Source organism: Pseudomonas sp. 24 E 13, assembly GCF_900004715.1.
GTDB lineage: Bacteria > Pseudomonadota > Gammaproteobacteria > Pseudomonadales > Pseudomonadaceae > Aquipseudomonas > Aquipseudomonas orientalis_A.
This window is the reverse complement of record NZ_CVTO01000027.1, coordinates 1-11,646: the sequence shown is the minus strand read 5'-3', so window position 1 is coordinate 11,646 and position 11,646 is coordinate 1. Positions and strand designations below refer to the sequence as shown.

Annotated in this window: 14 protein-coding genes; 1 reads left to right on the top strand and 13 read right to left on the bottom strand. The window is 60.8% G+C overall.

Annotated features, from left to right (window positions below; all coding sequences use genetic code 11):
* From BFP90_RS01040 to flhA, 7 genes are all read right to left on the bottom strand, one after another.
* Nucleotides 1-281 (bottom strand): Hpt domain-containing protein (locus BFP90_RS01040; RefSeq protein WP_176718000.1); only part of this gene is annotated, 281 nt, incomplete at its 3' end.
* Between the two features lie 11 nt (nt 282-292).
* On the bottom strand, nt 293-1,081 hold the full coding sequence (locus BFP90_RS01035) for a protein phosphatase CheZ (RefSeq protein WP_065884565.1): 789 nt from the start codon (nt 1,079-1,081) through the stop codon (nt 293-295).
* 18 nt (nt 1,082-1,099) lie between these two features.
* Nucleotides 1,100-1,474 (bottom strand): chemotaxis response regulator CheY, encoded by a 375-nt coding sequence (locus tag BFP90_RS01030; RefSeq protein ID WP_015885173.1) that lies wholly within the window; start codon nt 1,472-1,474, stop codon nt 1,100-1,102.
* A 167-nt stretch (nt 1,475-1,641) separates the two neighbouring features.
* On the bottom strand, nt 1,642-2,382 hold the full coding sequence (fliA, locus tag BFP90_RS01025; protein ID WP_065884564.1) for an RNA polymerase sigma factor FliA: 741 nt from the start codon (nt 2,380-2,382) through the stop codon (nt 1,642-1,644).
* Entirely contained in the window at nt 2,379-3,212 is an 834-nt protein-coding gene (fleN, locus tag BFP90_RS01020) for a flagellar synthesis regulator FleN (RefSeq protein WP_003192912.1), read from the bottom strand. Before fleN ends, fliA begins: the two co-directional genes overlap by 4 nt.
* A gap of 105 nt (nt 3,213-3,317) precedes the next feature.
* Nucleotides 3,318-4,634: a flagellar biosynthesis protein FlhF gene (gene flhF, locus BFP90_RS01015; protein ID WP_065884563.1), complete on the bottom strand. Its 1,317-nt coding sequence runs from the start codon at nt 4,632-4,634 to the stop codon at nt 3,318-3,320.
* Nucleotides 4,635-4,646: 12 nt separating this feature from the next.
* Nucleotides 4,647-6,761 carry a flagellar biosynthesis protein FlhA gene (gene flhA, locus BFP90_RS01010; protein ID WP_065895750.1) on the bottom strand — a complete coding sequence of 705 codons (2,115 nt, stop codon included), beginning with the start codon at nt 6,759-6,761 and terminating at the stop codon, nt 4,647-4,649.
* Nucleotides 6,762-7,238: 477 nt separating this feature from the next.
* On the opposite strand from flhA, the gene BFP90_RS01005 reads away from it, so the two are divergent.
* Nucleotides 7,239-7,487, top strand: coding sequence for a DUF6124 family protein (locus BFP90_RS01005; RefSeq protein WP_065895749.1), 249 nt, complete (start codon nt 7,239-7,241; stop codon nt 7,485-7,487).
* Nucleotides 7,488-7,674: 187 nt separating this feature from the next.
* On the opposite strand, the gene BFP90_RS01000 is transcribed toward BFP90_RS01005, so the two are convergent.
* From BFP90_RS01000 to fliO, 6 genes are all read right to left on the bottom strand, one after another.
* Complete coding sequence (locus BFP90_RS01000) at nt 7,675-7,890, bottom strand: hypothetical protein (protein ID WP_240995355.1); 216 nt, start codon at nt 7,888-7,890, stop codon at nt 7,675-7,677.
* A gap of 543 nt (nt 7,891-8,433) precedes the next feature.
* Nucleotides 8,434-9,570 carry a flagellar biosynthesis protein FlhB gene (gene flhB, locus BFP90_RS00995; protein WP_065884560.1) on the bottom strand — a complete coding sequence of 379 codons (1,137 nt, stop codon included), beginning with the start codon at nt 9,568-9,570 and terminating at the stop codon, nt 8,434-8,436.
* A gap of 3 nt (nt 9,571-9,573) precedes the next feature.
* The gene (gene fliR / locus BFP90_RS00990; RefSeq protein ID WP_065895748.1) at nt 9,574-10,359 is read right to left on the bottom strand and encodes a flagellar biosynthetic protein FliR; all 786 of its coding nucleotides are present in this window, start codon (nt 10,357-10,359) and stop codon (nt 9,574-9,576) included.
* Between the two features lie 4 nt (nt 10,360-10,363).
* A complete protein-coding gene (fliQ, locus tag BFP90_RS00985; RefSeq protein WP_027603863.1) occupies nt 10,364-10,633 on the bottom strand; it encodes a flagellar biosynthesis protein FliQ in 270 nt (89 codons plus the stop codon).
* Nucleotides 10,634-10,637: 4 nt separating this feature from the next.
* Complete coding sequence (gene fliP, locus BFP90_RS00980) at nt 10,638-11,381, bottom strand: flagellar type III secretion system pore protein FliP (protein WP_032895954.1); 744 nt, start codon at nt 11,379-11,381, stop codon at nt 10,638-10,640.
* Nucleotides 11,381-11,646: flagellar biosynthetic protein FliO (fliO, locus tag BFP90_RS00975; protein ID WP_065895747.1), on the bottom strand; the 266-nt coding region annotated here is incomplete at its 5' end. The genes fliP and fliO, both read right to left, overlap by 1 nt.

Sequence of the window (11,646 nt, the reverse complement as noted above, 5' to 3'; positions counted from 1 at the left end):
TCGAGAATCACGTCCATCAATTCCGAGTCAACCTTGCGCTCACCCTTGCGCAGGATGTCGAAGACGTTCTCGGCGATGTGGCAGCACTCCACCAGCTCATGGAGCTGGAGGAAGCCGGCGCCCCCTTTTACAGTGTGAAAACCGCGAAAAATTGCATTGAGCAGGTTCGCATCATCCGGGCGGCTTTCCAGCTCGACCAGTTGTTCGGACAGTTGCTCTAAAATTTCGCCGGCCTCTACAAGGAAATCCTGAAGGATTTCTTCATCGGCGCCGAAGCTCATGTGGGTGCTCCTTAGAAGCCTAAACTGGACAGCAAATCGTCTACGTCATCTTGACCGGATACGACGTCTTCACGTTTATCGGCATGAATCTGCGGACCTTCACCCTTGGCGAGATGTTTTTGTGGATCTTTTTCCGAGAGGATCGCTTCGCGGTCATGTTCGATGCCGGCAAAACGGTCGACCTGACCGGCCATGAGCACCAGTTTGAGCAGGTTGCTTTCCACTTCGGTGACCAGTTGGGTCACCCGCTTGATCACCTGGCCTGTGAGGTCCTGGTAATCCTGGGCCAGCAGAATATCGTTGAGGTTGCTGGCCACCGTGCGGTTTTCCTGCTCGCTGCGCGACAGAAAACCGTCGACGCGACGCGCCAGCTCACGGAACTCTTCAGCCCCCACTTCGCGGCGCATGAAGCGGCCCCAGTCCACGCTCAGGGCGTGGGCTTCGCTGGCCATGCCGTTGACCAGGGGCGTGGCGTTTTCCACCAGGTCCATGGTGCGGTTGGCCGCCGCCTCGGTCAGCCTGACCACATAGGACAAGCGTTCAGTGGCATCGGTGATCTGCGAAATCTCTTCGGCCTGGGGCATGCGCGGGTCAATCTGGAAATTGACGATCGCACTGTGCAGCTCGCGTGTGAGCTTGCCCACTTCCTGGTACAGGCCGCGGTCACGGGTCTGGTTAAGCTCATGGATCAACTGCACCGCGTCGGCGAAATGGCCTTTTTCCAGGCTGTCGACCAACTGGTGAGCATGCTTTTTCAGGGTCGACTCAAAGTCGCCCAGTGTTGTTTCTTTATGCTCCATAGCTCCCCCGCGATGGCATTAGCCGTGGATGCGTTCGAAGATTTTTTCGATCTTCTCTTTCAAGGCCAATGCTGTGAATGGCTTGACCACGTAACCGTTGACCCCGGCTTGGGCGGCTTCGATGATCTGTTCACGCTTGGCTTCGGCGGTCACCATCAACACCGGCAGGCTGCGCAGTTTTTCATCGGCGCGCACATGGCGCAGCAAATCGATACCGGTCATGCCCGGCATGTTCCAGTCGGTTACCAGAAAGTCGATGCTGCCGCTGTTGAGGATCGGAATCGCCGTAATGCCGTCATCCGCCTCGACCGTGTTAGTGAACCCAAGGTCACGCAACAGGTTTTTTATGATCCGCCGCATCGTTGAGAAGTCATCAACGATGAGGATTTTCATGTTCTTGTCCAATTCGACCTCCAAGCAGTCTTAAACGCGCCCAGCACCTGGACGCGCCACTTCAATCAACAGGCGTTACACAAAAAGGACTGCCCAGGGCACCACGGAGCGAATCCGCGAAGGCCGAAACCTTCGCGGTAGCATCTGCAGTGTCCCCACACTGCCTGTCAGCGCGCGCGCCACTCTCCCAACCGCCCCCGCAAGCGGGCCGCGCACTGGCTATGCAACTGGCTGACACGCGATTCGCTGACCCCCAGGACCTCACCGATTTCCTTGAGGTTCAGCTCTTCGTCGTAGTACAGCGCCAGCACCAGGCGCTCACGCTCCGGCAGATTGGCAATGGCGTCCGCCAATGCTCCCTGGAAACGCTCATCTTCCAGATCGCGCGACGGTTCCATATGCGCACTCGCGCCGTCCTCGTGCAGCCCTTCGTGTTCGCCGTCCTGTAACAGGTCGTCGAAACTGAACAGGCGGCTGCCCAAGGTATCGTTCAAAATCCCGTAATAATCGTCGAGACTCAATTGGAGTTCGGCCGCAACTTCATGATCTTTAGCGTCACGACCGGTTTTTGCTTCAATTGCGCGAATTGCGTCACTGACCATGCGCGTATTGCGGTGTACCGAACGCGGCGCCCAGTCCCCTTTACGCACCTCATCGAGCATCGCGCCACGGATACGGATACCCGCATACGTCTCGAAACTCGCGCCCTTGCTCGCGTCATATTTGGTCGACACTTCGAGCAGGCCGATCATGCCGGCCTGGATCAGGTCTTCAACCTGCACGCTGGCAGGCAGGCGCGCCAGCAGGTGATAGGCAATGCGCTTGACCAGGGGCGCATAGCGCTCGATCAATTCGCCCTGGCTGTCACGTGCCGACTTTTTGTAAAGGTTGTAGCCGCTTGATGTCATAGCACAGGTCCCGCGCTCGTCTGATGCACCAGTCGCTCGACGAAAAACTCCAGATGCCCCCGAGGGTTGGCAGGCAACGGCCAGGTATCGACCTTCTGGGCAATGGCCTTGAATGCCAGTGCGCACTTCGAACGAGGGAACGCTTCGTAGACCGCACGCTGCTTTTGCACGGCCTTGCGCACACACTCGTCGTAGGGAACGGCGCCGACGTATTGTAAAGCCACATCGAGGAAACGATCCGTGACCTTGGTCAACTTGGCGAACAGGTTACGCCCTTCCTGCGGGCTCTGGGCCATGTTGGCCAGCACGCGAAAGCGGTTCATGCCGTAGTCACGGTTGAGCAGTTTGATCAGGGCGTAGGCATCGGTAATCGAGGTGGGCTCGTCGCACACCACCAGCAGTACTTCTTGCGCTGCGCGGACAAAGCTGACCACCGACTCGCCGATCCCGGCGGCGGTGTCGATCACCAGCACGTCAAGGTTGTCGCCGATATCGCTGAAGGCCTGGATCAGGCCGGCATGCTGCGCCGGACTCAAGTGCACCATGCTCTGGGTGCCGGAGGCGGCCGGCACGATGCGGATCCCACCGGGCCCCTGCAGCAGCACGTCGCGCAGCTCACAGCGGCCTTCGATCACATCGGCCAGCGTGTGTTTGGGGGTCAGCCCCAACAGAACGTCCACGTTGGCCAGGCCCAGGTCAGCATCCAGCAGCATGACGCGACGGCCAAGCTCTGCCAGGGCCAGGGACAAATTCACTGACACGTTAGTTTTGCCGACGCCACCTTTGCCGCCGGTCACCGCGATCACCTGTACGGGATGCATGCTGCCCATTTTATTTCTTTACCTTGTCTTGCTTAGACGCAGGCTACATGGCTTGGCCGCGTGTATCGCTTGCAGACCATCGATGTAGGTACATTTCACGGTGTTCATCCTGCCTCATCCCACCCGTTTTGCCGGGTTGTGATAAAGGTCGGCGAACATATCAGCCATCGCTTCCTCGCTAGGCTCGTCTTGCATTTGCACGCTGACAGCACGGCTGACCAACTGATGACGGCGCGGCAGATGCAAATCATCCGGAATCCGCGGCCCGTCGGTCAGGTAGGCGACCGGTAGTTCATGACTGATTGCCAGGCTCAGCACTTCGCCCAGGCTGGCGGTTTCATCCAGTTTGGTCAGGATACAACCGGCCAGGCCGCAGCGCTTATAGCTGTGGTAGGCAGCGGTAAGAACCTGTTTCTGGCTGGTGGTTGCAAGCACCAGGTAATTTTTCGACTTGATGCCACGCCCGGCCAGGCTTTCGAGCTGCATGCGCAGGGCCGGGTCGCTGGCTTGCAGGCCGGCGGTATCGATCAACACCACGCGCTTGCGCAGCAGCGGGTCGAGGGCGTTGGCCAGGGACTGGCCCGGGTCGACGTGGGTCACCGGCACATTGAGGATGCGGCCCAGGGTCTTGAGCTGTTCCTGGGCGCCGATGCGATAACTGTCCATGCTCACCAGCGCGATGTTCTGCGCGCCGTACTTGAGTACATAACGGGCGGCCAGCTTGGCCAGGGTGGTGGTCTTGCCCATGCCGGCAGGACCGACCATGGCGATCACCCCGCCCTCTTCCAGGGGTTCGATCTCCGGGGTGGCGATCATGCGCGCCAGGTGCGCCAGCAGCATGCGCCAGGCTTGGCGTGGTTCTTCGACTTCGGCAGTCAGCGCCAGCAGGTCACGGGACAACGGGCCGGACAGGCCGATGCGTTGCAGGCGACGCCACAGGTTGGCCTGCTGCGGCTTGCTGCCTTGCAGTTGCGTCCAGGCCAAAGAGCCGAGTTGCACTTCGAGCAGCTCGCGCAGGCCGTTGAGTTCAAAGCGCATCGAATCGAACACACGCTGATCGACTGCGGCGGCCGGGGCTGGCGCGGCGGGACGTGGCGGTTCGACGAACGTAGGTTCCACCAGCGGCTCGGAAGCGGTCAGCGGCAGGCCGGCGAACAACTGGCGATTGGTGGTGGCGTCGCTGTCGCCGCGCATGCTCAATTCGGCCTGGGCCGAGACGATGCGCGAAGCGGTCTTGCGCAGCTCGTCTTCAAGCTCCATGTTCGGCACGCGCGGGGCCAGGGCCTGGGGGGTGTAATCCAGGGCAGCCGTCAGCTCGACACCGCCGGCAATACGGCGGTTACCGATAATCGCGGCATCGGCGCCCAGCTCATCGCGGACCAACTTCATGGCCTGACGCATATCGGCGGCGAAAAAACGCTTTACTTGCATAACCCACTACCCTCAGCCGTTGGGCCCTACTGTCGCGACGATAGTCACTTGCTTATTGTCAGGAATTTCCTGGTAAGCCAACACGTGCAAATTCGGTACTGCCAGGCGTCCAAAGCGCGACAACATCGCGCGGACCGGACCGGCCACCAGCAGAATCACCGGCTGGCCCTGCATTTCCTGGCGCTGCGCGGCTTCGATCAACGAACGCTGCAGCTTTTCAGCCATGCTTGGCTCCAGCAAAACCCCTTCTTCCTGGCCTTGCCCTGCCTTCTGAATACTATTGAGCAATATCTGTTCCAACCTTGGCTCCAAGGTGATAACAGGCAGCTCAGACTCAACGCCTACAATGCTTTGCACGATTGCGCGGGACAAACCGACGCGCACCGCAGCCACCAGCGCGGCAGTATCTTGACTCTTGGCGGCGTTGTTGGCGATGGCCTCGGCAATGCTGCGAATGTCCCGTACCGGCACTTGTTCGGCGAGCAAGGCTTGCAGCACCTTGAGCAACTGCGACAGCGACAGCACGCCCGGCACCAGCTCTTCGGCCAGTTTCGGCGAGGCCTTGGCCAGCAAACCCATCAATTGCTGGACTTCCTCGTGGCCGATCAGCTCGTGGGAGTGCTTGTAGAGAATCTGGTTGAGGTGGGTGGCGACCACGGTGCTGGCGTCGACCACGGTGTAACCCAGCGATTGCGCCTGGCTGCGCTGGCTGACTTCGATCCACACCGCTTCCAGGCCGAAAGCCGGATCTTTGGCGGTAATGCCGTTGAGCGTACCGAACACCTGCCCCGGGTTGATCGCAAGTTCGCGGTCGGGGTAGATCTCGGCTTCGGCCAGGATCACGCCCATCAAGGTCAGGCGATAGGCGCTGGGGGCCAGGTCGAGGTTGTCGCGGATATGCACGGTGGGCATCAGGAAGCCCAGGTCCTGGGACAGCTTCTTGCGCACACCCTTGATCCGCGCCAGCAGCTGGCCGCCCTGGTTGCGGTCCACCAGCGGAATCAGGCGGTAGCCGACTTCCAGGCCGATCATGTCGATCGGGGTCACGTCGTCCCAGCCCAACTCCTTGGTTTCCTGGGCGCGGGTCGGGGATGGCAGCAACTCCTGCTGGCGCGCGATTTCCTGCTGGGCCTGGACCCTGACTGCATTCTGCTTTTTCCAGAACAGGTAGGCCGCGCCGCCGGCCATGGCCGCCATGCTCAGGAACGAAACGTGAGGCATGCCCGGCACGATGCCCATGACGGCCATGATGCCGGCGGCCACGGCCAGCGCCTTGGGCGATGCGAACATCTGGCGGCTGATCTGCTTGCCCATGTCTTCGGAGCCCGAAGCACGGGTCACCATGATCGCTGCCGCTGTGGATAACAACAGTGATGGCAATTGCGCCACTAAACCGTCACCGATGGTCAGCAAGGCGTACACCTTGCCCGCATCGCCAAAGGTCATGCCGTGCTGGAAGATCCCCACGGCCATGCCGCCGATCAGGTTGATGAACAGGATCAACAGGCCGGCGATGGCGTCACCGCGCACGAATTTGCTGGCGCCGTCCATGGAGCCGTAGAACTCGGCCTCCTGGGCAACTTCCAGGCGCCGGGATTTTGCCTGGTTCTGGTCGATCAGGCCGGCGTTGAGGTCGGCGTCGATGGCCATCTGCTTACCGGGCATCGCATCCAGGGTAAAGCGTGCGCTCACCTCGGAAATCCGCCCGGCGCCCTTGGTCACCACCACGAAGTTGATGATCATCAGGATCGCGAACACCACGATACCCACCACGTAGTTGCCGCCGATCACCACCTCACCGAAGGCCTGGATCACCTTACCGGCGGCGGCGTGACCGTCCTGGCCGTGGAGCATCACCACGCGGGTGGACGCCACGTTCAGCGCCAGACGCAACAGGGTCGCCACCAGCAGGATGGTGGGAAATACCGCGAAATCCAAAGGCCGCAGGGCGTACACACAGACCAGCAGCACCACCACCGACAGGGCGATGTTGAAGGTGAAAAACACGTCGAGCAGGAACGGCGGCATCGGCAACATCATCATTGCCAGCATCACCAGCAACAACAACGGCACACCCAGATTGCCCCGCGACAGGTCAGTCAGGGTGCCACGGGCCGTGCTGAGCATTTGAGAGCGATCTGCCACCGGTATTCCTCGTGTCCTTGAAGCAAAGTTTTGACGCCGGGAAGCGTCCTGAAGGCGGTATTGCAAGAAGCCTTCCAACTTTTGCCCCACGACCAGGATGACTCTGCAAACGACCGAATCTACTGGGTGTAATCAATGGGGATGTACCTGCTGTTACTGAGGAAATTTCCGACAAGGTTTTCGGGTTGCCCCTAGGAACCGGGCTCCCTAGTCTCCGTACACCGCTGCAAATGCAGTGGTCGGGCGTCGCGGCCCGGTTTACAACGGAGTAAAAGCACCATCTCCCTTTCAGTCGACGCTTTTTTATCGTCTACTGTGCGGCGCTATGGCGGCTGTGCGCGGGATACCTTCGGGTATGCCGGGTTGCTCCTTGACCGGTCCGCGAACCTGCGTACAGCTGCCACCCTCCATCGCGTCGCGGCGATCAGTGGCGGCTCCACTTTCGTAAGGAGCTTCACAATGATCAAACCCACCCCAAATCCCCCACCCAGCATAATCCTCACCCTTATCGACGGCATCAGCACCGAAGACCTGCTGGTCAACCTCACCGAAAACCTGGCATCCGCCCACGCCCTGACCTGTGATTTCGCCTTTGACCTAGAGGGAACACAGCGAGAAGGTGCGCTGGGTATTGCGCAGTTGATTGAGATCGGCCGACTGCTGGATGACAGGGAGCCGTCATCCGCAGAAACACCGGGCAACCTCTGATCGTTCCCACGCTCTGCGTGGGAATGCAGCCAGGGACGCTCCGCGTCCCGACTTGAACCCTGCGCGACGGTGACGCAGAGCGTCACGGGAGGCATTCCCACGCGGGAGCGTGGGAACGATCTTCAAAAATCCTGGCCGGCCCAGAGGCCGCCATCGGGGGCAAGCCCCCTCCCACAGTTGGGAACGATCAACAACCCGATTCACCACAGTTGCCTGCCTGGATGGGCAACGCATAAATGCCCTCGGGCCGATGGACCATTTGAAACTTCAGATGCTTACCCTCCGACAGCGCCGTCCAGCGCCAATCCTTGTGATTGATGAACACGTGCTCTGCCCGGTCATCCAGCTCGATCAGCCAGTCGCCCCTGATCCAGTCATAGGATTTGACAGTCCCCATCGCCACTTTCAATACCGCTCTCCCTGCATCTCGTTTACTACCTGCGCGCAGTGCTGATGGGTAATGAAACCGTGGGAAAGCTTCGCCTGGCTACTGTCAAAGTTGACAGGTAGACGCGGGCCGATGGCGGATGATAGGCAGGTGATAGCGTGGATCATGCCTGCGAGGGCTTTTTGCGCCTGCGGGAGGGTCGTTGCCTGGGAGGCGTCTGTGGGGATTCAACGCTTTCAATGGTTGTCGACTGAACGGCAACCTCATTGCCATCGCGATCCAGAGCCTTGAAGCCAATGCCCTTGACCGCATCGCACCACCTGACCGTGCCCCTGTCCATCGCCGCCTCCCGAGCCGCGCATGGCTGCGTGGCTCATCGCTGTATCAAACAGTGAAGGCGGCGTATTGGCTACTGTCAAAGTTGACAGGTAATGGCCACCCTCCTGTAGGAGCGAGCTTGCTCGCGAAGGTGGGTAACGATAACGCGGGGAGTCAGGATAAACGCGGCGACGGTGAGTTTTTCGCGAGCAAGCTCGCGCCTACAGTGAGCCGCAGCGTTCAGGAGTCGCGACGCAAATCCGGCGGGATCGGCAGGTCCTTGAGCGGATCAGGCCGCTTGCCCTTGCCCGCCCGGTATTGGCGGATCTGGTAGACGTAGGCCAGCACCTGGGCCACCGCCAGGTACAACCCGGCCGGGATTTCCTGGTCCAGGTCGGTGGAATAGAAAATCGACCGCGCCAGTGCCGGGGATTCCAGCAGCAGGATGTCGTTGGCCACGGCGATTTCGCGGATTTTCAACGCGGTAAAGTCGCTGCCCTTGGCCAGCAACATCGGCGCGCCGCCCTTTTCCGGGTCGTACTTGAGGGCCACGGCATAGTGGGTCGGGTTGGTGATGATCACGTCGGCGTCGGGCACCGAGGCCATCATCTTGCGCTGGGACATTTCGCGCTGCAGTTGGCGGATGCGTTGCTTGACCTCCGGGCGCCCTTCCTGGTCCTTGTGTTCGTCGCGCACTTCCTGCTTGGTCATCAGCAGTTTCTTGTGGCTTTCCCACAACTGGATCGGCGCGTCCACCGCCGCGATGATGATCAACCCGGCGGACATCCACAACGCGCTCCAGCCCACCACTTGCAGGCTGTGGATGATCGCCGACTCCAGCGGTTCATGGGCGATGCGCAGCAGATCGTCGATGTCGGACGACAATACCGTCACCGCCACGAACAGAATCAGGATGAATTTGGCCAGCGCCTTGAGCAGTTCCACCAGGGCCTTGGTGGAAAACATGCGCTTGAGGCCGGCCGCCGGGTTCATGCGGCTGAACTTGGGCGCCATGCTGCTGGCAGCGAATAGCCAGCCGCCCAGGGCGACCGGGCCGATCAGCGCGGCCAGCAGCAACGTGATCAGAATCGGCTGCACCGCCAGCAGCGCGATCGTGCCCGAATGCAGCAGGTACTGGCCCATGGAGTCCGGGTTGAGCAACACCTCCCGGGGCAGAGTGAAGTTGTGCTTCATCAGCTCCAGTAAATCCAGCGCCAGGCCACCGCCGTAGATCAGCAAGGCACCGGCGCCGGCCATCATGGTCGCAACGGTATTGAGCTCTTTGGAGCGTGCGATCTCGCCCTTTTCCCTGGAGTCCTTTTTACGCTTCTCCGTGGGGTCTTCTGTCTTGTCCTGACCACTCTCGCTCTCGGCCATGGCTCAGCGCGCCCGTGCCAGGTCACGTAAGAACTGCAGGGCGTCGGTCGCCAGCGGTTGATACTGATTGAGAATGTCGGCCAGGCCGATCCAGAAAATCCCCATGCCCATCACCAGGGTCAAAGGGAAGCCGATCGAGAAAATGTTCAGCTGCGGCGCTGCGCGGGTCATCACGCCAAACGCGATGTTGACCACCAGCAGCGCGGTGATGGCCGGCAACACCAGCAGCAAGGACGCGCCCAGCACCCAGCCGAGGCGACCCACCAACTCCCAGAAATGGTTGACCACCAGCCCCGAGCCCACCGGCAAGGTGGTGAAGCTTTCGGTGAGCACCTCGAACGCCACCAAATGGCCGTTCATGGCCAGGAACAGCAAGGTCACCAACATGGTCAAAAATTGCCCGATCACCGCCGCCGACACACCGTTGGTGGGGTCGACCATGGACGCAAAGCCCATGCCCATCTGGACCGAGATGATTTGGCCGGCCACCACAAACGCCTGGAAGAACAGGCTCAGGGAAAAACCCAGCATGGCGCCGATCAGGATCTGTTCGGCAATCAGCAGCAGCGCACTGAGGTCGAGGGCATTGACCGGCGGCATCGGCGGCAGGCCAGGCACGATCACGACCGTAATGGCTACCGCGAAATACAAGCGCACACGCCGTGGCACGAGGGTGGTGCCGAACACCGGCATGGCCATCAACATGGCCGTGACGCGAAACATCGGCAGGATGAACGAGGCCACCCAGGTACTGATCTGGGTGTCGGTGAGGGCGAATAAGGATTGCATCGGCTCAGCCGATCAACTGCGGAATACTGCCGTACAGCTGCAGGATGTATTCCATGAAGGTTTGCACCAGCCACGGGCCGGCGACGATCAGGGTGATCAGCATCACCAGCAGGCGCGGCAGGAAGCTCAGGGTCTGTTCGTTGATTTGGGTGGCGGCCTGGAACATCGCCACCAGCAGGCCGACCAGCAGGCTCGGCACCACCAGCACGGCGACCATCACGGTGGTCAGCCACAGTGCTTCACGGAACAGGTCGACGGCAACTTCTGGGGTCATGGCGCTATACCCCCCCGAAACTGCCGGCCAGGGTGCCGATAATCAGCGCCCAGCCGTCCACCAGCACAAACAGCATGATCTTGAACGGCAGCGAGATGATCAGCGGCGACAGCATCATCATGCCCATCGCCATCAGCACGCTCGCCACCACCAGGTCGATGATCAGGAACGGGATGAAGATCATGAAACCGATCTGGAACGCGGTCTTCAATTCCGAGGTGACGAAGGCCGGCACCAGAATCGTCAGCGGCGCCTGGTCCGGGGTGGCAATGTCGGTACGCTTGGACAGGCGCATGAACAACTCGAGGTCGCTGGAGCGGGTCTGCGACAGCATGAAGTCCTTGATCGGGCCCTGGGCCTTGTCGATCGCGTCCTGGGCCGTGAGCTTTTCCGCAAGGTAAGGCTGCAGGGCTTGCTGGTTCACCTTGTCAAAGACCGGCGCCATGATGAACAGGGTCAAAAACAGCGCCATGCCGGTGAGGATCTGGTTCGACGGCGTCTGCTGCAGGCCGAGGGCCTGGCGCAGGATCGAGAACACGATGATGATCCGCGTAAAGCTGGTCATCAGCATGACGAACGCCGGGATAAAACTCAGCGCGGTCATGATCAGCAGGATCTGCAGGCTGACCGAGTATTCCTGCGCGCCGGCCGCATTGGTGCCCAGGGTAATCGCCGGGATCGACAACGGGTCGGCGCCCAGTGCCATCGGCGCGGCCAGCAACAGCATGAGCGTCAGGAACACGCGCATTACTTCTTATCCTTCTGGTCCTTGCCCAGCAATTCCATCAGGCGCTGGGCGAATTCTGGCGTGGCGGTCTCGCTGCTGGCCGCGTCCACCGGGGTCTTGAGTACGTGCAACGGAGTGATGCGGCCAGGGGTGATGCCGAGCAGGATCTGCTCCTCGCCCACCTGAACCAGCACCAATCGGTCCCGCGGGCCGAGGGCACGCGAGCCGACCAGTTCGATCACCTGGGCATTGCCCGGGCCGATGCGCTGCACGCGGCGCATCAGCC

Excerpts from the sequence above, each read along its gene's own strand:
- fliQ (WP_027603863.1), bottom strand. The coding sequence starts at position 10,633 with ATGACCCCAGAAGTTGCCGTCGACCTGTTCCGTGAAGCACTGTGGCTG.
- fleN (WP_003192912.1), bottom strand. The coding sequence starts at position 3,212 with ATGGGCAGCATGCATCCCGTACAGGTGATCGCGGTGACCGGCGGCAAA.
- BFP90_RS01005 (WP_065895749.1), top strand. The coding sequence starts at position 7,239 with ATGATCAAACCCACCCCAAATCCCCCACCCAGCATAATCCTCACCCTT.
- fliP (WP_032895954.1), bottom strand. The coding sequence starts at position 11,381 with ATGCGCGTGTTCCTGACGCTCATGCTGTTGCTGGCCGCGCCGATGGCA.
- flhA (WP_065895750.1), bottom strand. The coding sequence starts at position 6,761 with ATGCTCAGCACGGCCCGTGGCACCCTGACTGACCTGTCGCGGGGCAAT.
- flhB (WP_065884560.1), bottom strand. The coding sequence starts at position 9,570 with ATGGCCGAGAGCGAGAGTGGTCAGGACAAGACAGAAGACCCCACGGAG.
- fliR (WP_065895748.1), bottom strand. The coding sequence starts at position 10,359 with ATGCAATCCTTATTCGCCCTCACCGACACCCAGATCAGTACCTGGGTG.
- fliA (WP_065884564.1), bottom strand. The coding sequence starts at position 2,382 with ATGACATCAAGCGGCTACAACCTTTACAAAAAGTCGGCACGTGACAGC.
- BFP90_RS01035 (WP_065884565.1), bottom strand. The coding sequence starts at position 1,081 with ATGGAGCATAAAGAAACAACACTGGGCGACTTTGAGTCGACCCTGAAA.
- flhF (WP_065884563.1), bottom strand. The coding sequence starts at position 4,634 with ATGCAAGTAAAGCGTTTTTTCGCCGCCGATATGCGTCAGGCCATGAAG.
- BFP90_RS01030 (WP_015885173.1), bottom strand. The coding sequence starts at position 1,474 with ATGAAAATCCTCATCGTTGATGACTTCTCAACGATGCGGCGGATCATA.